This is a genomic window from Halopseudomonas salina (genome assembly GCF_008641105.1).
In genome coordinates this window covers 15,745-35,502 of the sequence record NZ_VTTI01000018.1, presented here as the reverse complement: position 1 = coordinate 35,502, position 19,758 = coordinate 15,745, and the positions used below count along the sequence as shown (strand labels likewise).

Sequence of the window (19,758 nt, the reverse complement as noted above, 5' to 3'; positions counted from 1 at the left end):
GTTATCAGCCAGGGCGAAGTCATACGCGCCTACCGCATCTCACTGGGTCGCGAACCTGTGGGGCACAAGCAGGAGGTTTTTTCGACTGGCGTCACAGAAGCGCCGACTACAACCTCAGCATGCACCTGGATTATCCCAACCTGAAAGATCAGACTGCAGCCTACAAGCGGGGCGTCGACCCGGGCGGTATGATCATGATCCACGGTACACCCATAGACGAAGAATACCCCGAGTGGTATTTCGAGGGCCTCGACTGGACCAACGGCTGCATAGCACTCACAAACGCGGAAATGCGTGAAATTTGGGACCTGGTACCCGACGGTACCTTGGTCGAAATCAGACCTTGAATCTGCAATCCGTGAGCGCCCTCCGCGAACCTCAGACTCTCCTAGCCGGCAATCTAGAACTCTGCCAACAACCAGCAATCAAATGCCGGCTCCTCGTAGGGATGTGCCTGTCGCAGCGCGGCTATAGCCGTTTGAATTGACTTATCCGCGCAGACCATCTCGACCCTGAACTCTTCTACTCTCTCAAGCGCACCAGACTCGCCAATAAACGGCTGGCTACCCGGCATCGGACGAAATTGCCCCGTACCCCCGGTCTGCCAGCAGCAATGCTCGTAATTTCCGATATGTCCTGCCCCTGCCCCGAATACCGCCAGCTTCACGGCTTCGAGATGTGACTCCGGCACGTAAAAACACAGTTTGTACATTTTGCTTACCTTTTGCTGTGATCGAAGCCATCAAAACACCTCAACCGCTTGCTCCAGATCAAATAGAAACACGCTCAGGTTGCTATGGTTCAAACATACGCAAAGCGAAACCGGAGATCATTATGAAAAATCTATTGTTGAGTCTTATTGTCACATTACTCTCTACAACGATTTCAGCCGCACAGACCGAAGCCCTGACACCCGAACAGACCTGGCAGGTTACGAAAGAAAAGGCAGACCAGATCCTCTTCGTGGATGTGCGAGACCCAGTGGAGATCATGTTTGTCGGCTTTACTGATGCAGTGGATATCAACGTGCCCTTCAAACTCGCCGACCGATACGAGTTTCTGGAGGACAAGAAGCACTTTGCCATGAAAGCAAATCCTGATTTTGTATCCGGCATCGAGAGGGCGCTGGCTCATAAAGGGCTGGATAAGAGCGCGCTGATTATCACCATGTGCCGGTCCGGCTCAGATCGCGGCAAACCCAGCGCAGAATTTCTTCTGGAACAGGGCTTCACCAACGTCAAGTATGTGGAGAACGGTTTCCAGGGCGACAAGGCAGCTGAGGGTGCTCAGCAGGGAATGCGGGTAGTCAATGGCTGGATGAATTCAGGCCTGCCATGGTCTACCGACATCAACCCAACAAAAATTCATCGTCCTTGATCACACCATTAAGTGCGCAAAGATGCGGGAGGGCACACTGGGGCGCGACCTCCCGACAACGATTTAAGTATCAGAAACTGAAAATACGAAATGCGGGATCCAGCATCTGCGCGGCCATCTCAGGGGGAGTGGCAACGCTGACACCCTCAAGGAGATCCGCCTGGCTGTGTGTACTATTGGGCAGGTACAGCGCACATACCTTGACCGTAGCACCCTCCTTGATCAGCCGTCGCAGCATCTGCCCCGGGGTCAGATCCTTTGGTTTCAGGGCAACACCCTGGTATGACTTGAGGGCCAGATCTCCGGCCTGATCGCACAAAAGGACGTGCACCTCTGCGCCCTGGTCTGACATTGTATTACCCAACACCATGGCCATGCCCTGAGTCTGGACGGAACTGTCGGACAGAATCACCAGGGCCTTGGCGCTTGGCGCCTGAGAATCAGCGGTCTTCTGGTGATTATCAGCAAGGGCTGGCAGGACAAACGTGGCTGCAGCCAGGGCGGCCAACAGCAAACCTGTGTTTAATCTGATCATGATAAGAGCTCCCTTGATTAACGAACGGATCTGGCCTTGCAGGTTTTGATACCCAAGAGTGAATAAGCCGGGCAAAGGCCGATAAAAGCAGTGACCAGCGGTATGAGGCCAATCCAGCCCCAGGCCGTCTGCGGGCCTAAAAAAACCAGTGCTATAAGTACCAGTCCGACGATGGCCCGGATGACTCTGTCTGCTGTTCCCATGTTGACTGTCATTACGGTGTCTCCCTTCTCTATACGATGTGCGAGGTTGTATTGTGCGAGCATGCGTCAGGAAACACGGTGACTAAGTCACATACCAGGGCTGCGGATTTGACCAATAACCAGACGGGCAGAAGTCGACCATGAAGCACCCCATTCTTGAGACCTTGCCTCCCTTGCTCAGGCAAGAAGCGGAAAAAACACTGCGGACAATGCCACTTCCTGTCGGCCAGGTCCTTTTCAGTCCGGGCGATCCCTGTGGCGGCCTGCCATTGGTACTGGGTGGCTCGGTGAAAGTGCAGATGACCGCGGTATCAGGCAACCGCATTGTTCTGTACCGGATGGGCGCCAACGATATATGTACTCTATCGATTGGCTGCCTCATGTCCGGACGCGGACATCGCGCCGAAGCGGTAGTGGAAGAAAGCGGCGAAGCAATCATGCTGCCCCGAGGCCTGTTTGACCGAATGATGGCCGCCTCTGCCGCATTCCGGGCCGGAATCATGACCTCTTACGGCCTACGTCTGGACGACCTGATGCTGCTGGTAGAAGAGGTGGCTTTCCGGCGGATGGATGAACGCCTCGAACAATGGCTCGCCACCAGGGCCAACCAGGGTGAAATCCATGCCACGCATCAGGACATTGCCGAAGAGCTGGGAACCGCCCGTGAAGTGGTAAGTCGCCTGCTAAAAGAACTTGAAAGACAGGGACGCGTAGTGCTCGCACGCGGTCGAATCAGTGGTATCAAATGAAGCCTGATGGCGACTATTGAATACCTGCATGTGGATCAGTGATATCGGCTTAACAGTACATCCAGTAACTCCGGCTGAAAAACCCGCTCAACGGTGACGGCGTAGAATCGCTCGTCCACTCCGCTCAACGCCTCCCGCTCGACCAGAACGCCATTCGCCAGTTCGTCCCTCACCACGACCCTGGGAAGCAGACCAAAAGCCTGGCTGTCCCTGGCCATCAATCGCAACATCGCCATGTCATCCACCTCTGCCTTGATCGTCGGCTGGAACCCCTGACGCAGACAGAAGGCGTCGAATTCACCCCGTATCCCGTGCTTGCGGCTGGGCAAGACCCAAGGGTGCTGTTTGAGGCTGGCGGCTGCCAGAGCCGGAGGACAGACTATGGTGACCGGCTGGCGAGACAAAAGATGAATCTGCCATACCTGGTTATCGCTAACCTCAATGTGCGCGTTGGTCAGAACCACGTCCAGTTGGTGCCGGGTCAGGTCACTCAACAGTTTGGCCTGGTTGTCCGATATCAGCGCAATGCTGGCCTCGGAATCGTACATCGCAGGACCGATGAACTCCTCGATGAAGTTCCGTGACATGTGACTGGTAGTGCCAATGCGCAAACGTTTGTTCGCCAGGCTGACGCCATGGCGCAGCAGGACTTCAAGTTCTTCGCCCCGATGAAAGATGTCCTCGGCAAAACGCATCGCCTGCTGACCAGCCTCGGTAAGTACCAGTTTACGACCACTTCGGAGGAAAAGCTGGCAGTCGAGACTCTCCTCCAGGCTACGAATCTGAGTGGAGAGGGCCGACTGGGAGACATGCAGCTGCTCGGCTGAACGGGTGAGATTACCGGACGTTGCAACGTGCCAGAAGTAGTAGAGGTGACGGTAGTTGAGCCTGCTCATGAGCGTTCCAGCGTTCTTTTAAATAGAACGTTACCATCCCTATTATGAATTTCACAGAATGAATTGATCAATCGATACTCCGTTCAGACCACCGGAGGATGATCGTATGGAATCTACAATCGTTGTTACCGCCCTAGTGCCGCTCGTCTATGTAGTTGCCATGCTGAGGTTCTGGCGCAGCACCAGCGCGCTGGCGGCTTTTGTGCTGGCAGTAGCAGTGACAATACTCGCCGCCTTCAATCTGCTGACACTCACGCTGTCATCCGTGCAGGAGATCATGTTGCTACTGGTCACCGGGCTGGGCTGGATCGTGTCCAGGTTCAGCGAACAGTATCTGGCCGGCGACCCAGGCCAGCCGCGCTTCTACTGTTGGCTCAATGCGCTGCTGGCCAGCGTTCTCGTTGTGGTGGTGGCAGATAACCTGCTTTTGCTCTGGACCGCCTGGGTAGCTATCAGCCTGAGTCTGCATCAGCTGCTTGTGTTCTATCCGGAGCGTGCGCGGGCTGCACTGGCCGCGCACAAGAAATTTGTCTTCGCACGGCTCGCCGATCTCGCCCTGCTTGTTGCCATCGGCCTGATCTACTGGCAGCACCAGACACTCTCGATCACTGCACTGGACGGAATCTGGCGGGAGCTGGATACGTTACCCCTGTCGATGCAGTTTGCAGCCGTCCTGGTGGTAATCACAGCGTTACTCAAATGCGCTCAGTTACCCTTTCATGGCTGGCTTATTCAGGTTGTGGAAGCGCCCACCCCGGTATCTGCACTGCTACATGCAGGCGTCGTCAATCTGGGCGGGTTTCTGCTGCTCCGCCTGGCCGGGCTCCTGGAACTGGCTGCGGTCGCCACGGGCGTACTTTTGATAGTTGCCGGCGCCAGCCTGGTGCTTGCGGGTCTGGTTGCCGTCACACGCATCAGTATCAAGGTCGCACTGGCCTGGTCGACAGTGGCTCAAATGGCGCTGATGCTGCTCCAGATTGGACTGGGTCTCTACGCGCTAGCCATTCTGCATCTGGTGGCCCATTCCTGCTACAAGGCCTATTCCTTCCTGAATTCCGGCAGCCAGGTACAGCATTCAGTGATGGCGCGGGTGGCGCCCGGCGGCGGTCTGAAGCTGCGCACCGCCATGCTGGGCAGCCTCATCGCCATGACTGCCTACCTGACTCTCACCCAGTGGTTTTCCCTGCCAGTCAGCGCAGCCGAATGGCTTCTCCTGGCGCTTTACAGTATTGGTTTTGGCTGTCTGTGGCGTCGCCGCGGCTGGCTACTGTCACTGGGCATGATCGTTGCCCTGGTGGCCTTGCACCTTGTATTCAAAGCCGGCGCACAAATGCATCTGGAACCTGCGGCAAGCCCTGCAGGTGACTGGGCACTGATCTGGACTGCAACCGTTATTGCCGCCCTGGGTGCCGGCGGATGGCTGGTGATGTTCGGTCGCAACACCACCCTGCATCAGGACCTGTATCGCAGCCTCTACGCCGGACTCTACCTAGATGAGTGGGCCACCCGCCTGACACTGAGACTCTGGCCCGCACGGCTGCCGGAACCCTCACCGATGCTAAACCCCGTACTCGCAAAGGAGACACGTCCATGACCATGGCAGCGGAAAAAAAAGCTTCTTCATCTCAGGTACTGGATGCCGTGAGCAACGCCTGCAAACGCATCGCACCCAACTGGCCCCTGGATCAATTGATTGCGGTCAATCCCTGGTGGGCAATGCGGGATAAGCCGATGGAAGTCGTCGCCGGCGAGCTGTCATGGCTGGCAGGTGTACGCTGTTTCCTCGACCCCGAAGCATACCGGGCCCAGAGCATTCCCCAGGATGTCATAGCCAGGGTGCTGGCCGAACAGGGCATGCCGATGCCAGTTGCCCACTTTGTTGCAGCGAATCCGGTACGGCCTGCCACCTGGCAAAATCTCGATCAACTGTTCGATGATCACCGTGACCTGTCTCGGCAGATAAGCTGGCGCGAGGAAATACAGCATCAACTCAGCCAGTTCGCCGGGCGATATTTCGTCGATCAACAGTCTGGGTTCTACCAGGCCTGGCTATCTCAGACCCGCAGGGATCACGGCCTTTCGATTCTGATGGGCGAGCCCAACCTGGTCCGGCGATTTGACGCCTTACCTGACACGGCGCAGGAGCTACTGAGCGTAGCCATGGATGAACTCATGGTGCCAGCGGAGCGGCAGACCGACTACGCCCACGCGCTGCTTCTGAGCCTCAATGGCTGGGCCAGCACCGCGGCCTACCGCAGCTGGCAGGCCGGAATGCACGGCGCACTGGACCACACCCTGCTGGAACTGCTCGCCGCCCGCCTGGCCTGGGAACTTGTTTTGTGGCGTCAGCCTGGGCAATGGGCGGGCTCGGTCACCGGCGCATGGACTCGCCAACTGGCACAAGCCGACCGCCAGCGCGCAGCGCATCTCGCCCACGCCAGACACCTGCACTGCTGGCAGTTGGCAAGCGAGCGCGTTTATCAGAGCGGGCTGCAAGCCCAGTTGACAAAGCCGCGGGGGACCGCCAATGCGCCTTCAGCGCCGGCCGACGCGCCGTCGCTGCAGGCTGTGTTCTGTATCGACACTCGCTCGGAAATCATGCGGCGGGCGCTTGAGGCCCAGCACCCGACAATCGAGACGCGTGGCTTTGCCGGATTTTTCGGCTTGCCCATCGCCTATCACAGCGGCGCCTATCACCGGCCGCAACTTCCGGGTCTGCTGGCCCCACAGCTGCAGGTAATAGATGATATCCAGCGTTATCAGGAGCCGACACCCACCAGCCTCTACAGCCGTTGGCTGGCCATGGGCAAATCACCCAACGGCGGGTTCAGCCTGGTCGAATCATCGGGCATGGGCTACAGCCTTGGCTTGCTCCGTAACACCTTTGGCTGGCGCTCATCGGCCAACGCAGTCAAACCTGCCACCCGGTTGCATCTGCATCGCGACGGCCAACCCTTGTCTACCGCTGCGCAAGCTGATCTGGCTTTGGGGATACTCAAGGCCATGGGCCTGGATAAAAGGGTGGCCAATCGCGTGTTACTGGTTGGACATGGCAGTGACTGCCAGAACAACCCCCACGCCTCGGCTCTGGATTGTGGCGCCTGCGGCGGGCAAACCGGCGAGGTAAACGTGCGTCTGCTTGCGCAGTTGTTAAACGACACCTCCATTCGCCAGGCCCTGGCCGACAGGGGATTGGAACTCCCGGTAAACAGCCGTTTTTTTCCAGCGCTGCATAACACCACAACCGATAAGATTCAGATACTGGCCGGCCAGCCCGATCAGCAGATCATGCTGTGGTTGCAGGCGGCCAGAACACAATGCGCGACAGAACGGTCCAGGTACCTGGACACTGGTGGCGCGCCGGTTGTTGAGGCTCTGGCAAAGCGAGCCAGGGACTGGTCCCAGGTACGCCCTGAGTGGGGTCTGGCCAACAATGCCTGCTTTATCATTGCACCCAGGGAGAGGACCCGGCACCTGGACCTTGCCGGGCGCAGCTTCCTGCATGATTATCAGTGGCGTGACGACCCTGATAACGCCCTGCTCACGCAGATACTCACGGCGCCCATGCTTGTAACCAATTGGATCAACATGCAATACAACGCATCGGTAACCGAGCCCTTTCTGTACGGGGCCGGGAACAAGACGCTGCATAACATAGTGGGTGGCAGTCTGGGAGTATTCGAGGGCAACGGCGGGGACCTGCGCATCGGACTGCCCCTGCAGTCCGTGCACAACGGCACGACCTGGATGCATCAGCCGTTGCGGCTGAGTGTGTATGTCAATGCCCCTCGCGCAGCCATCGCCAGGATCGTTGCAGCCCATGATGAAGTGCGCTGGCTGGTGGATAACCAGTGGCTATACCTGTTTCAGTTGACCGATGCGGGCGCTTGCCGGTTCTTCGAGGATCGGTGGGCCGAGCCTGATCAGGCCCAGTAAGGCTGCTACCCACAACCTGCCCGTCAGCATACCCGGCGGGCAGGACGTCAACACTGGGTTACAAAGACGTGAAACATGCAATCAGGTTGATCCTGGTCATGTCAGGTTCACAAAATGAGGCCTACTCTGAGTCTGGATGATTATTCCTTCACCCAGCAAGGAGAAGCTCATGACCGAGGAAAAGCAGCCCCCACCAAACCCTGAAGGCGACCTGGCATCACGGTTCCCTACAGCCTATACCATTCTTTTTCTTCTGATCATTCTGGTCGCGGCGCTCACATGGATCATACCCGCGGGGCAGTATGAGCGATCCATGAATGAGGAAGTCGGGCGCGAAGTTGCGGTGCCAGGCACCTACCAGACCGTCGATCCCAGCCCCCAGGGCTTTGTCGACATCATGCTGGCCCCCACGGCCGGGTTCTACGACCCCGACAGTTATGCAGCCAACGCCATAGATGTGGCGCTCTTCGTTCTGTTCCTGGGCGGATTTCTGGGCGTAATGAACGCCACTGGCGCAATTGATACCGGCATACGCAGTGCCATGCACCATCTGGAGGGCCGGGAGATATGGATGATCCCGATCCTCATGACGCTATTCGCGCTGGGGGGGACGACCTACGGCATGGCGGAGGAGACGCTCGCGTTCTACGCCATCCTGATCCCCGTCATCATTTCAGCCGGTTATGACGCCGTCACCGGTGTCGCAGTCATTCTGGTGGGTGCCGGCATTGGTGTACTAGGCTCCACCATAAATCCTTTTGCCACCGTTATCGCATCCAACGCCGCCAACATTCCTTTCACCGACGGCATCATGCTGCGCTTTGTGCTGCTGGTTGGCGGTCTGATCATTTGTGCGGCCTACGTCATGCGCTATGCCAAGCGGGTCAAGGCCGACCCGTCCCGGTCGGTGGTCGCCAAACAGAGAGATGCGCACCGCAAGCTGTTTCTGCAAGGCCATGACGAGCTGGACAACTTCGAGCTAAGCGCCATTCAGAAAATCGCCCTGATTATCTTCGCTCTGACCTTTGTGGTCATGATCTGGGGCGTCTCGTCCCAGGGCTGGTGGATGGCTCAGATGGGCGCTCTTTTTCTGGGGTCGGCCATCGTGATTGGCCTGATTTCGCGACTAGGAGAGAAAAAACTCACCGGCAGCTTTGTCGACGGCGCCCGTGATCTGCTTGGGGTTGCGCTGGTAGTGGGTCTTGCCCGGGGCATCGTCGTCATCATGGAACAAGGCATGATTGCTGACACTATCCTGCACAGCGCCGAAAACAGCCTGGGCGGATTACCCGAGTTGGCCTTTATCAATTTGATGTTCTGGATAGAGGTGGGCATGAGCTTCTTCGTCCCCTCCTCCTCAGGTCTCGCTGTTCTGTCAATGCCAATCCTCGCGCCACTGGCGGATTTTGCCAACGTGGGCCGTGATCTTGTAGTGACCGCTTACCAGTCAGCCAACGGCCTGGTTAATCTGATAAACCCGACCTTCGCGGTGGTCGTGGGTGGTCTGGCTATTGGCCGGGTGTCCTATGATCGCTGGCTGGTGTTTATCTGGCCTCTGCTGCTGATTCTGACTGTGTTCATCACTGTAGTGATCAGTGTTGGCGCGTTCCTTTGATAACCCGAACCGGAGGCAACATGACAGATCATAGCCTGGGCGTACATTCTGAAACCGGCATCCTGCGGCAGGTCATCGTTTGCCGGCCGGGGCTCGCCCACCGGCGACTGACGCCCTCGAACTGTGATGCGCTACTGTTTGATGACGTTTTCTGGGTCAAACAGGCGCAGAAAGACCATGATATTTTCGCCGATGTCATGCGTGCACGTGGCATAGAGGTGCTGGACGTCAACGACCTGCTGGCAGAAACCCTGGATATCCCCCTGGCCCGCGCCTGGATTCTGGACCACCGTATTACCTGGGATCATATCGGCGTCGGCATGGTTTCCGACCTGCGCGCCTGGATGGACGAGCTCCCCGGCCGAACCCTGGCGGAATTTCTGATCGGCGGGCTGGAGGTGGGCGATCTGCCCTTCGACCCCTCCGGTTTGTTCGGCAACCATCTGGGGCCATACGGATTCGTACTGCCGCCGCTACCCAACTTTCTGTTCACGCGCGATAACAGCGCTTGGATCTACGGGGGCGTAACACTCAATCCCATGTACTGGGCTGCGCGCAAACCGGAAACCCTGCTGATGAGCGCCATCTATCAGTTCCATCCAGCCTTCGCCGGCAAGGTCAAGGTTCACTGGGGCGATCCGCTCAAGGACCACGCCCTGGCCACGCTGGAAGGCGGAGACATCATGCCGGTGGGTAATGGCGCCGTACTGGTGGGAATGGGCGAGCGCTCCTCGCCACAGGCAATCGGTCAACTGGCCAAGGCCCTTTTTGACAATGGCACAGCCGACCGGGTGATCGCCTGTCAGATTCCCAAGACCCGCTCAGCCATGCACCTGGACACGGTGTTTACTTTCTGTGGCGGCAATGTGGTGACCACCTTCAAGGAAGTTGCCGACCAGATGGTCTGTTATGACCTGCGGCCCGGCCAAGGGGACAAGCATCTGTCATTCCGGCAGGACAGCCGCCCGTTATTCGATGTGGTGGCCGATGTGATGGGCTACAGCTCGCTGGAAGTCATCGCCACTGGTGGCGACACCCCTGCCGAGCGGGAACGGGAGCAGTGGAATGATGGCAACAACGTGCTTGCCCTGAGTCCGGGAGTCGTTATTGGCTACGATCGCAACGACGACACCAATGCCGCCCTCGAAGCGGCAGGCATAGAAGTGCTTGCCATACCCGGTGCCGAGCTGGGTCGGGGCAGGGGCGGCGGGCGCTGCATGAGTTGCCCGACCATACGAGACGCAGTCTGACAAGTCAGGAGCAAGGCAATGGCATTCAATCTCAAGAACCGGCATTTTCTGACCCTGCGGGACTTTACCCCGCGGGAAATCGGGTTTCTGCTCAAGCTGTCCGCAGACCTCAAAACCGCCAAGTACTCGGGCACCGAAGTACCGCAGTTACGCGGCAAGGACATCGCCCTGATCTTCGAAAAAAACTCAACCCGAACGCGGGTGGGTTTTGAAGTCGCCGCCTTTGATCAGGGTGCCAGGGTGACGTACCTGGGCCCGACTGGCACGCATATCGGCCACAAGGAATCCGTAAAGGACACCGCCCGGGTGCTGGGCCGCGTATACGACGCCATTGAATACCGCGGTTTCGGCCAGGCAGTCGTGGAAGAGCTGGCACAGTACGCCGGAGTGCCGGTCTATAACGGTCTGACCAACGAATTCCACCCCACGCAGATACTGGCCGACTTTCTGACCATGCAGGAGAACGTGGACAAACCCCTGCGCGAGGTAGCCTTTGTGTTTATAGGTGATGCCGCCAACAATATGGGCGACAGTCTGCTCATCGGTGGTGCCAAGATGGGGATGGATGTGCGCCTTTGCGCTCCCGAAGCCTGTTGGCCTGCCGAGGCCATTCAGAAGGAAGCGCAGACGATCGCCGAAACCACCGGCGCACGAATCATGATTACCGACGATATCGATGCCGCCGTGAAGGACGTGGACTTCGTCTATACCGACGTATGGGTCTCCATGGGCGAGGCCAAGGAAAAATGGGCCGAGCGCATCAAGCTGCTGCAGCCCTATCAGGTCAACGCAGCGTTGATGGCAAAGACCGGCAACCCCAGGGCCAGATTCATGCATTGCCTGCCGGCCTTCCACAACACGGAAACCACCCTGGGCAAGGAGATACAGGCAGAGTTCGGCATTGATGCCATGGAAGTGACTGACGAGGTTTTCGAAAGCCCCGCATCCATCGTGTTCGATCAGGCGGAAAACCGCATGCATACGATCAAGGCGGTACTCGTCGCCACCCTCGGATCATGACAAGGGAGTGATGACATGCTCGTAGTCGCAGCCCTCGGAGGCAACGCACTGCTACGCCGCGGCGAACCGCTCACCGCGCAGGCGCAGCGTGCCAATGTAAAAATTGCCGCTCAGTCACTGGCTGGTATCATCCGTGCCGGCCACCGGCTGGTGGTTACCCACGGCAACGGTCCCCAGGTCGGCCTGCTGGCCCTGCAGGGCGCAGCCTACAAGCCAGACGAAGCCTATCCCCTTGACGTTCTGGGCGCAGAAACAGAAGGCATGATCGGTTATATCATCGAGCAGGAACTGGAGAACGCACTGGATCATGACCGACCGGTAGCCACCCTGCTGACCCAGATACTGGTCGACAAGAACGATCCCGCTTTCCAGAAACCCACCAAATTCGTCGGTCCGGTTTACGAGCGGGAAGAAGCCGAAACCAAGGCCCGTGCTGCAGGCTGGCATATAGCCCAGGACGGTGATAAATGGCGGCGGGTGGTTCCCTCTCCCAAACCCTTGGAAATACCCGACATGCGGGTGCTTAAGCTGTTACTGGATCAGAATGTAGTCATTATCTGCGCTGGGGGCGGCGGCATCCCCGTTCTGCGCCGGGACGACGGCAGCATGATCGGGGTGGAAGCCGTCATCGACAAGGACGCCGCCACCGCGCTGCTGGCCCGACAGTTGGGAGCTGACGCCCTGCTGCTGCTTACCGACGTGGATGCAATATACCGGGATTTCGGCAAGGATAGCGCCAGCCCGATTTCGGCTTTGACGGTGTCCCAGGCCCGCGAACTCGATCTGCCAGCCGGCTCGATGGGCCCCAAGCTGGAGGCTGCAGCCGAGTTTGCCGAGCATGGAGGCATTAGCGGTATCGGTCGGCTGGAAGATGCTCTAGCGATCCTGGAACGCAAGGCAGGTACCTGTATAAGCGGCTGATCAGCAGACAGAATCCAGTCCTCAGAGAAGGTGGCGTTGGGCATAGAGCGCTTTCCAGTGATCACCCCTGCGTTCGGCTATTTCCGTATCGAAATAGTGCCTGAGCCGCCGGCGATCCTCGGGCTTGTCTTTCAGAGCGGACCCGAGAAGGAAATGCACCAGGCTTTCAACCGTCATACGCCCGTCGGCGTAGTAAAAGGCGTGAACGCTCATGGCGTGGGCCACAGCTACTGCCTCGGCGGTAGACATTGCCGAGCCCGCCAAACGGTCAGTACTGCGCCCGGCGATCGACTGACCGTTGCGCAGCTCATGGAAAACCGTGACCAGCACTTCCAGCACCATGGGATCGGGCTTGAAGGTAATACCTGCCTTGGCATTAAGCTTTTCTGTCTGTCGAACCACCACGTCGATTTCATCGCCGAGTCGCGCAATCGGCTTGACCTGCTCGAAATTCATGCGACGTTTCAGAGCCGCGCTCATGCGGTTGACACCCTCATCCACACTGTTGGATGTCGCGATGATATTGAAACCCTCGCTGGCATAGATCACGCCATCATCCCCAGCCAACTCGGGAATGCTGATTACCCGATCCGACAGAATGGAGAGCACCGAATCCTGCAACGTCTGAGGGCAACGCGCAATTTCCTCGAAACGCAGGAATTTGCCATCACGCATGGCCCGTAGCAGCGGGCTGGGAACCAGTGCCTCGACACAGGGCCCATGCTGGCGCAACAAGGCTTCATTCCAGGTATAGAGCAACTGGTTGACGCTGTTGACTGCCCCCCCTTGAATCATCAGGGACGAGTCGCCCGAGGCGGCAGCGGCAATCAACTCCGAGAGCAGCGACTTGGCGGTGCCTGGCTCGCCCACCAGCAGGGCGCCACGGTTGGTGCACAACGCTATCACCACGCGCGTAACCACCTCGGGCTCACACACAAATTTGCGCTCAATACCCAGCTTCTTGTCACCCTCGACGAACTTGCCCACCGCAACCGGAGACATGCGCCAACCTGGAGGAACCGGGTGCTCGTCAAGCTGCTTGAGGCGCTCCAGCTCTTCTTGATATTCAGCCTCGGCCGGCAGACGTTGCTTGTTTTCATACTTGCTCATTGGGCTTCTCTCCGGCCACCGCGCGACTCAGGAGCCATGCGCTCCTCAGGCAGAATTCGTGGCAGTTCCGACATGGGTATGGTGCCGGCGATAACATGATCAAGGGCGCTATCACGCATGGTGCTCAAGCCTGCATCCAGCGCCAGCCAACGCATTTCACCAATGGGCGGCTGACGGGATATTGCGTTGCGAATGTCCTGGTTCACGTGCAGATACTCCACAACCGCCACCCTGCCCCGTGTACCTTTACCGTTACAGGCTGGGCAACCGGTTCCGGCATAGCAGCGAAAGCCGGCAGGTGCACCTTCGGGGAACAACTCCGCCATGATGACCGGGTCTGGCTTCGCCTCTGTACGACACTCCTTGCAGATTCTCTTGGCGAGGCGTTGGGCAATAACCGCAAGCAGCTCACTGGCAATCGAATTGGGGTGCACACCCAGGTCATAAAGCCGCTGAAGGGAGTCCACCGCGTCGTTACAGTGCAGCGTGGACAGCACCACGTGACCGGTTTGTGACGCCCGCATAGCCTCCAGCGCCGTTTCCTGGTCACGGATCTCGCCTACCAGGATCACGTCCGGGTCCTGGCGGACGAAGGCACGCATGGCATTGGCAAAGCTGAACCCTATGTCAGGCCGCACCCGCGTCTGTTGAATGTTGTCGATGGAATACTCGATCGGATCCTCCACCGTGATGACCTTGCGCTGACCATCATCGGCTAGTTCCTGCAGACCCGCATACAGCGTGGTGGACTTGCCTGAGCCAGTCGGTCCTACCACCAGAACCAGACCGGCGGGGTTATTCAGCAACCGGCGATAATGGCCGGAAATCTTGCGCGACATTCCCAGCTCCTGCATGGTCATCGCACGGCCGGTCTGACGTAGCAGACGAATCACCACATGCTCGCCATGCAGTGAAGGTTGGGTCTGCACCCGCAAATCATAGGACGCGTCGCCAAAGCGCAACATGGAGCGTCCGCCCTGAGGCAGGCGGCGCTCGGCGATATTCAGCTCCGCCCGCAGCTTGATCACATTGACAATTCCCAGCAGTTCACCGGGGGTCAATCGATAATGGTTGAGGTCATGCAGTTCGCCGTCAATACGCAGGCGTATACGAATGCGATCATCATAGCGCTCCAGGTGAATATCGCTTGCCTGGTTGGTCACACCCTCAAGCAGAATTCCCTCATAGATTGAAACAAGATAGGGGCTGATACGGTTATGTGCGTCTTCTTCACGCCCCTCTTCCTCCTCCGCTTCGTCAACTTCGGCAAGGTGGGTACGCCCCAGCATGTCGCCGCGCAGGGTGATAGCCAGATGAGACCAGAGGCGTTGGAAATCGGTTGGTGTTACCAACAGCAATCGGGTGGTATGCCCTTCTGTGAGCCTTTCGATCGCATCCAGGCGTGCATCCGGGTCGTCACTGGCAACCACCAGCTCGTTGCCTTCCATGTAGGCGGGAATCAAGCGGTGCTTGTCCAGAAAAGTCCGCGAGAAACCCGCAAAAAGCCGCACGTCCAGGCTGGGCAGCAACTTCTCCAGTTCGATAAAGGATACGTTGCGCTTTTGCGCCGCAAGTCGACGATAAAGCTCGGCATCCTCATAATTAACCAGCCTGTGCAAAATCCGCATCAGGGGCTTGCCACTGGCAAGTGCTTCCTCTCGGGCTTTGGATACGGTCTGTTCGTCGGCGACACCCAGGTCTATCAGAACGTCGGCCGTAGAGCGTCTGAAATCGACCCAGCCCAGCGTGCCGGCTCGCTCGAGCTGTTCTTCCCGGCGACGATATTGCACCAGCGAGGGCGACCGGCCCTCTTCAGGCTCAAGGTTGATTAACACTCCACCTTCCTTGAGCAGGCCCAAAAGCGCCTCGGGATGCTTGAGAAATGTGCCACTGAGTATGAAGTCGCAGGGGGCGTCCAAGTGAAAGCCCGATTGCACATCCGCAATACTGATCTCTACGTTCTTGATGTGGAACTTGGCCAGATTGGTAGCTGCAATATCGGCAATCGCTGCCTCCTTTTCCACTACATGGACCCTGGAAAACAGATGCGACAAGGCGGCCGGTACATAACCAGACCCCGCACCCACGTACAAAACGCTCTGGTTCCTGCCCATGGGAGGCAGCGCAGTCAGGATCTGCTGCAAGGCAGAACGAGTAGGAATGCTGTGACCAGACATATGCTGGGCCAGATCCGAAGAAGCAATGAAAGCTTCCCGGGGAACCGCCCGCAGGACAACCTGGATCTTGGGATTATGTGTACTCACGGTTTTCTCCGCTATACGTCGCCGGATATCAACCAGCGAACAAGAAGGCTCATAATCCCAAGATAACCGGTAATTACGGCCTTAAATACGACGTAAGTCATGTTTTAACCAATCTGCCAGCCAGAACTACCAGAACAGAGTGACTCCTCGGACAGAATCGGTTTTAGCGCTTGGGACCTCTGTCCATCCCGTCCGGAAATAACCCTTGGTCCTTTCAGATTAAAGCGCATACTGCGGCACCTGAGCACATAGCGGAGTCGATACTCTGCAAAGGAAGCTGTGATATCAGGATGATCCCGAGGTTCATATGGAAAACACCCAAACTAATGGCAGCAGCGTCGCAATCGTGGCAATTATTGTAGTCGGACTGCTCATTGTTGGGGCCGGCGTACTATTTTACACCGGCGCATTCGATAGCAGTGGCGGCACAACGAGCACCACCGTTATTGAGGCCCCTGCCGAACAGGACAAAGGGTTGAGCCTCAAGTTTGAAGATAAAGACGGCGTAAAGACCGAAATCTCGACTAACTGATTGCGTTAGCAGATGGAGGTCAATAACAGGACTTCCACAAAGAAAAGCCTCTAGTCTTCGCAGACTGGAGGCTTTTCTGATTTCCGCCTGCCGCCCATAAGCCTAGGGCGCATTCCTCTGAGATGGCGAACGCTTGAAGTCACCAATTTCCTGGTGGGGATCAACCCTTGAGCGATGCTCGCTGGTTGCCTGGGCCCACCATATCAGCTGATTGAAAGTACGGCCCAGATAGTCAAACCAGCCGTCCATTTTCACCTCTTGCTGGGGGCCACCGTCCTCGGTAAATACTTCTTGTGCCCGAGGCACGTGGATCATCGCAGACACCGGCAAACAGCCAAGCTCTGCCAGAAAGGTACGCATCGCTATCGCCGCGCGCATCCCGCCCCACTGGCCGGCGGAATAGGTCACGATTGCACTTGGTTTATAGGCAAACAATGAGCTACCGAAATGGTTGAGCAAGTGCGCCAATGCCGGGCTGAGCGAGTGGTTATATTCCGGACTGATCATGATGTAGCCGTCAGCGGACTCGATTTTATCCGCCAGCGCATCAAGACCCTCCGGAGCCCTGCTTTTCGGATAGGCAAAGTGCGGTTTGAAGACGTGATCAAGCGGATAATCAAGGGCATCCACCAGCTCGAACTGATGACCCTCGTACCGGGTTTTCAGAAACTGCAGACATGCTAACGCCACACGATGCCCGAGTCGCGGGGGCTTTGGCGGGGTGCTGTCTCTTACCGTGCCAAGAAAGACCAGGAATTTCATTTTTCAGCTCTCTGTATTGGGCCCTATAACCAACGGCTCAGGGGGCGATTGGCCCGCATCGGTCAGCGTTGGTGGCCGATAGTTGAGACCGGCATCTTGCCATCGCTGCCAAACGCTCTCATCGATGGAAATATTCACTGCTGGGCGCCCTTTTTTATCCTCGGCATATCTGCGGCTGAAGCGAGCCTCTTCTTCGCCACGTCTGATTTTCTGGAACCAGGCGTAGCCGCCTTTGAGAAACTCCTGGAATGAATCCCTCGGCTCGGTTTTCCAGGCATCCTCTGCAGCAGTAAAGCGGTCAAGCTTTAATCCGGCCTTCTCCGCTTTGCCAAGCATCCACTGCAGTGAAATATCAGCGAGCCGATCATCCGAGCCGTATCCACCGCCAACGTTGGCGTGGGCGCCAATGAACCAGCGTTGCTCTACCTCAAGATTGCGGGGCTTTTGCTTACCGTCATCACTGGTCCACAATGGCACATCATAGGTAGCTCGATGCTCATCCAGGGCCACCGCGTGGTAGGCACGATCCACGATGCTGGAAAGCTCGGTATCGTGCCAGGCGAATTTCCCATGTTCGGAAATAAGCGTGCCGGGCACTCCGAGCGCACCAACCGTATCCCACACCCCGATAAAATGAATTCTGGGCGAGCGGCTGTAGGTTTCCCGAAACGCCCTGCACTCCTCGGAATCCGGTGCCAGGCTGTCGTTGCGGTAAATCTTCTCTGCCTTTTTCAACAGGCACGGGGTCACGATATGCAGCAACCCGCACTTGCGGATCAATCCGACCAGGCTTCTGGCTGTGTAGGCACCACGGCTGAAGCCGAATATCCAGATTTCCTCTCCTTCGCTGTAGCGTTTTGCCAGCCACTCGTAGCCTTCCAGCAGATTCCTGCTCAGACCATAGCCAAACACGCCACCACTAAAACGCTCAAAGCTCGAGGTACCCACACCCGGATCGTAGAAAAAACGTTGCCTGATCGTGCCATCGTAGTCTTGGATACGCCGCGTGAGTCGGTACACATTGGTCTGATCTTCCGGATCATTCCAGGTACCGTCAAAGAGTAGAATCAGTCTTTGTGTCATGGTTTCCTTCCCATTCAGTTGGCCAACAAACAAAGCAGGCAAACATTTTCACACCGGTGCTGGCTGGTAAAAACAGAGTTGATTCGCACCTGCCCTCTTGGCTTTATACATCGCCTTGTCGGCCGTTTCCAATAGCGTGGCAGGGGTCGCCGCATCCTGAGGAAAAACGGTAATCCCTATGCTGACGGATATCCGGATGTTTTCTTCATCCAGGCAGAAGGGTTTGGCCAGCTGCTCAATGATATTCTGAGCTACGGTGACAACGTCGTCCTGTTCACTGGCACCTACCAGCAGCACGGTAAACTCATCGCCCCCCAAACGGGCCACCGTATCTTCCTCACGAACACACTCGTTCAGACGCCTGGCCACCGCCACCAGGAGCCGATCCCCCATATCGTGACCAAGGGAGTCGTTCACATCCTTGAAACCGTCCAGGTCCAGGAAAAGCAATGCGAAATCGGCGTTACTGCGTCTCGAGTGCTTGATCGCCTGCTCCAGGCGGTCCAGAAACAAGCGTCTGTTGGGCAGTCCGGTCAACAGGTCATGGTGTGCGCTGTGCCATATTTTTTCTTCGGCAAGGGTCTGGGCTGTAATATCCCGAGAAATGCATACCGTGGCCTCTGTCTTCCCATGTTCGTCCAGCACTGGTGCCAGAAGGTATTCAAATTTCTCACCATGCCCAGAGGCAAAGGTATGAACAAACTTGCCACGATGGGTGGACTGCTCGGCAATGACTTTCTCCAGATTGCGCTGAAAATCCATAGCAAATGGAAAACCCAGATCGAAGGTAGAGTTGCCAATGATTTCCTCGAGCCTGAGCGCAAAGAGATCTGCAGTCGCCTTGTTGGCATAGACAAACCGACCTTCCAGATCCAGCACATAAATAGGGTCCGGTGAGGCTAGCAATATGGCACCAAACAGACGGGTTTCCATCTCCTTGACCGTTGCATACTGTTCCAGCGATTCAGCCACAGCCTGATCGATCGCTTCGTGAAAACGAGTCAGATCTTCAATGTGCTGGCCAGTCTTGGCTCGGTACGCCTTGGTCCAGTGCGAGACCACACTCGCTCGCAAGGCACGGAATTCAGACACCGTCTCGATAACGCTGAAACCACTGCTCTGCCGGTCCTCGCCATGGATCTCGGCCCAGGACTCCCTGTCTCTGAATTCATGGCCCTTTGATTTGGCTACCTGTTCAGTCTCGCTTTGCACCGACTCAAGATCATCCGCGATCTCCAGCAGCATATTCCTGGCATGATCACGCAATCCGACCTGGTCCATATCTTCAGCATGCAAAAGCGTTTTTGCAAATGCTTCCCAGTCCTGAAGAATGGGCTCTATTTCGGTCCGGATAAAATCAGCTAATCGCATGGTTTGCCTGCAAGGTTGAGGCTTATCGAAAGGGGAACAGCAGCATTTCAGATCTCACTCAATGTCCTATAAGGCCCCGGCGCTCTGCACACTGAAAAGTCTGGCGAACAGGCACGGTTGCAGACAGGTCAATC

Annotated in this window: 18 protein-coding genes and 1 pseudogene; 10 read left to right on the top strand and 9 right to left on the bottom strand. The window is 57.2% G+C overall.

Going from position 1 to position 19,758, the window contains the following annotated elements:
* Window positions 1–347: pseudogene (locus FZF01_RS18815) on the top strand (L,D-transpeptidase family protein); the annotation flags it as partial.
* A 53-nt stretch (window positions 348–400) separates the two neighbouring features.
* On the opposite strand, the gene FZF01_RS18810 reads toward FZF01_RS18815, so the two are convergent.
* Window positions 401–712, bottom strand: coding sequence for a Nif3-like dinuclear metal center hexameric protein (locus FZF01_RS18810; RefSeq protein WP_150277840.1), 312 nt, complete (start codon window positions 710–712; stop codon window positions 401–403).
* A gap of 122 nt (window positions 713–834) precedes the next feature.
* On the opposite strand from FZF01_RS18810, the gene FZF01_RS18805 reads away from it, so the two are divergent.
* A complete protein-coding gene (locus FZF01_RS18805; RefSeq protein WP_150277841.1) occupies window positions 835–1,377 on the top strand; it encodes a rhodanese-like domain-containing protein in 543 nt (180 codons plus the stop codon).
* 70 nt (window positions 1,378–1,447) lie between these two features.
* On the opposite strand, the gene FZF01_RS18800 is transcribed toward FZF01_RS18805, so the two are convergent.
* Window positions 1,448–1,912, bottom strand: a complete 465-nt coding sequence (locus FZF01_RS18800; RefSeq protein WP_150277842.1) for a DsrE family protein — start codon at window positions 1,910–1,912, stop codon at window positions 1,448–1,450.
* Between the two features lie 17 nt (window positions 1,913–1,929).
* The gene (locus FZF01_RS18795; RefSeq protein ID WP_150277843.1) at window positions 1,930–2,127 is read right to left on the bottom strand and encodes a YgaP family membrane protein; all 198 of its coding nucleotides are present in this window, start codon (window positions 2,125–2,127) and stop codon (window positions 1,930–1,932) included.
* A gap of 128 nt (window positions 2,128–2,255) precedes the next feature.
* Here FZF01_RS18795 and FZF01_RS18790 point away from each other — a divergent pair, with 128 nt between their 5' ends.
* Window positions 2,256–2,864, top strand: a complete 609-nt coding sequence (locus FZF01_RS18790) for a Crp/Fnr family transcriptional regulator (protein ID WP_150277844.1) — start codon at window positions 2,256–2,258, stop codon at window positions 2,862–2,864.
* A 35-nt stretch (window positions 2,865–2,899) separates the two neighbouring features.
* Here FZF01_RS18790 and FZF01_RS18785 read toward each other — a convergent pair whose 3' ends face one another.
* On the bottom strand, window positions 2,900–3,760 hold the full coding sequence (locus tag FZF01_RS18785; RefSeq protein WP_150277845.1) for a LysR family transcriptional regulator: 861 nt from the start codon (window positions 3,758–3,760) through the stop codon (window positions 2,900–2,902).
* A 106-nt stretch (window positions 3,761–3,866) separates the two neighbouring features.
* On the opposite strand from FZF01_RS18785, the gene FZF01_RS18780 reads away from it, so the two are divergent.
* The 6 genes from FZF01_RS18780 (at window position 3,867) to arcC (ending at window position 12,502) form a co-directional block, all read left to right on the top strand.
* The gene (locus FZF01_RS18780) at window positions 3,867–5,354 is read left to right on the top strand and encodes an NADH-quinone oxidoreductase subunit L (RefSeq protein ID WP_223825453.1); all 1,488 of its coding nucleotides are present in this window, start codon (window positions 3,867–3,869) and stop codon (window positions 5,352–5,354) included.
* Window positions 5,351–7,696, top strand: a complete 2,346-nt coding sequence (locus tag FZF01_RS18775) for a DUF2309 domain-containing protein (RefSeq protein WP_223825454.1) — start codon at window positions 5,351–5,353, stop codon at window positions 7,694–7,696. The genes FZF01_RS18780 and FZF01_RS18775 overlap by 4 nt, the downstream gene beginning before the upstream one ends.
* Window positions 7,697–7,865: 169 nt before the next feature.
* Entirely contained in the window at window positions 7,866–9,311 is a 1,446-nt protein-coding gene (locus FZF01_RS18770) for a YfcC family protein (protein ID WP_150277846.1), read from the top strand.
* Between the two features lie 20 nt (window positions 9,312–9,331).
* Entirely contained in the window at window positions 9,332–10,561 is a 1,230-nt protein-coding gene (locus FZF01_RS18765; protein ID WP_150277847.1) for an arginine deiminase, read from the top strand.
* 18 nt (window positions 10,562–10,579) lie between these two features.
* A complete protein-coding gene (gene argF / locus FZF01_RS18760) occupies window positions 10,580–11,581 on the top strand; it encodes an ornithine carbamoyltransferase (protein WP_150277848.1) in 1,002 nt (333 codons plus the stop codon).
* 15 nt (window positions 11,582–11,596) lie between these two features.
* Window positions 11,597–12,502 carry a carbamate kinase gene (arcC, locus tag FZF01_RS18755; protein WP_150277849.1) on the top strand — a complete coding sequence of 302 codons (906 nt, stop codon included), beginning with the start codon at window positions 11,597–11,599 and terminating at the stop codon, window positions 12,500–12,502.
* Between the two features lie 21 nt (window positions 12,503–12,523).
* Here arcC and FZF01_RS18750 read toward each other — a convergent pair whose 3' ends face one another.
* Both FZF01_RS18750 and FZF01_RS18745 read right to left on the bottom strand, forming a co-directional pair.
* Complete coding sequence (locus tag FZF01_RS18750; RefSeq protein ID WP_150277850.1) at window positions 12,524–13,612, bottom strand: ATP-binding protein; 1,089 nt, start codon at window positions 13,610–13,612, stop codon at window positions 12,524–12,526.
* Window positions 13,609–15,876, bottom strand: coding sequence for an ATPase, T2SS/T4P/T4SS family (locus FZF01_RS18745; protein ID WP_150277851.1), 2,268 nt, complete (start codon window positions 15,874–15,876; stop codon window positions 13,609–13,611). The genes FZF01_RS18750 and FZF01_RS18745 overlap by 4 nt, the downstream gene beginning before the upstream one ends.
* A gap of 307 nt (window positions 15,877–16,183) precedes the next feature.
* Here FZF01_RS18745 and FZF01_RS18740 point away from each other — a divergent pair, with 307 nt between their 5' ends.
* Window positions 16,184–16,408: a hypothetical protein gene (locus FZF01_RS18740; RefSeq protein ID WP_150277852.1), complete on the top strand. Its 225-nt coding sequence runs from the start codon at window positions 16,184–16,186 to the stop codon at window positions 16,406–16,408.
* A 102-nt stretch (window positions 16,409–16,510) separates the two neighbouring features.
* On the opposite strand, the gene FZF01_RS18735 is transcribed toward FZF01_RS18740, so the two are convergent.
* Genes FZF01_RS18735 through FZF01_RS18725 form a run of 3 tightly spaced genes read right to left on the bottom strand, consistent with a single transcriptional unit; the run spans window position 16,511 to window position 19,624 of the window.
* Window positions 16,511–17,170 (bottom strand): NADPH-dependent FMN reductase, encoded by a 660-nt coding sequence (locus FZF01_RS18735; RefSeq protein WP_150277853.1) that lies wholly within the window; start codon window positions 17,168–17,170, stop codon window positions 16,511–16,513.
* Window positions 17,171–17,173: 3 nt separating this feature from the next.
* Window positions 17,174–18,253 (bottom strand): DUF2235 domain-containing protein, encoded by a 1,080-nt coding sequence (locus FZF01_RS18730; RefSeq protein ID WP_150277854.1) that lies wholly within the window; start codon window positions 18,251–18,253, stop codon window positions 17,174–17,176.
* 48 nt (window positions 18,254–18,301) lie between these two features.
* Window positions 18,302–19,624, bottom strand: coding sequence for a diguanylate cyclase domain-containing protein (locus FZF01_RS18725; RefSeq protein WP_150277855.1), 1,323 nt, complete (start codon window positions 19,622–19,624; stop codon window positions 18,302–18,304).
* Window positions 19,625–19,758: the final 134 nt, after the last annotated feature.

Excerpts from the sequence above, each read along its gene's own strand:
- FZF01_RS18810 (WP_150277840.1), bottom strand. The coding sequence starts at position 712 with ATGTACAAACTGTGTTTTTACGTGCCGGAGTCACATCTCGAAGCCGTG.
- FZF01_RS18805 (WP_150277841.1), top strand. The coding sequence starts at position 835 with ATGAAAAATCTATTGTTGAGTCTTATTGTCACATTACTCTCTACAACG.
- FZF01_RS18800 (WP_150277842.1), bottom strand. The coding sequence starts at position 1,912 with ATGATCAGATTAAACACAGGTTTGCTGTTGGCCGCCCTGGCTGCAGCC.
- FZF01_RS18795 (WP_150277843.1), bottom strand. The coding sequence starts at position 2,127 with ATGACAGTCAACATGGGAACAGCAGACAGAGTCATCCGGGCCATCGTC.
- FZF01_RS18790 (WP_150277844.1), top strand. The coding sequence starts at position 2,256 with ATGAAGCACCCCATTCTTGAGACCTTGCCTCCCTTGCTCAGGCAAGAA.
- FZF01_RS18785 (WP_150277845.1), bottom strand. The coding sequence starts at position 3,760 with ATGAGCAGGCTCAACTACCGTCACCTCTACTACTTCTGGCACGTTGCA.
- FZF01_RS18780 (WP_223825453.1), top strand. The coding sequence starts at position 3,867 with ATGGAATCTACAATCGTTGTTACCGCCCTAGTGCCGCTCGTCTATGTA.
- FZF01_RS18775 (WP_223825454.1), top strand. The coding sequence starts at position 5,351 with ATGACCATGGCAGCGGAAAAAAAAGCTTCTTCATCTCAGGTACTGGAT.
- FZF01_RS18770 (WP_150277846.1), top strand. The coding sequence starts at position 7,866 with ATGACCGAGGAAAAGCAGCCCCCACCAAACCCTGAAGGCGACCTGGCA.
- FZF01_RS18765 (WP_150277847.1), top strand. The coding sequence starts at position 9,332 with ATGACAGATCATAGCCTGGGCGTACATTCTGAAACCGGCATCCTGCGG.
- argF (WP_150277848.1), top strand. The coding sequence starts at position 10,580 with ATGGCATTCAATCTCAAGAACCGGCATTTTCTGACCCTGCGGGACTTT.
- arcC (WP_150277849.1), top strand. The coding sequence starts at position 11,597 with ATGCTCGTAGTCGCAGCCCTCGGAGGCAACGCACTGCTACGCCGCGGC.
- FZF01_RS18750 (WP_150277850.1), bottom strand. The coding sequence starts at position 13,612 with ATGAGCAAGTATGAAAACAAGCAACGTCTGCCGGCCGAGGCTGAATAT.
- FZF01_RS18740 (WP_150277852.1), top strand. The coding sequence starts at position 16,184 with ATGGAAAACACCCAAACTAATGGCAGCAGCGTCGCAATCGTGGCAATT.
- FZF01_RS18735 (WP_150277853.1), bottom strand. The coding sequence starts at position 17,170 with ATGAAATTCCTGGTCTTTCTTGGCACGGTAAGAGACAGCACCCCGCCA.
- FZF01_RS18730 (WP_150277854.1), bottom strand. The coding sequence starts at position 18,253 with ATGACACAAAGACTGATTCTACTCTTTGACGGTACCTGGAATGATCCG.
- FZF01_RS18725 (WP_150277855.1), bottom strand. The coding sequence starts at position 19,624 with ATGCGATTAGCTGATTTTATCCGGACCGAAATAGAGCCCATTCTTCAG.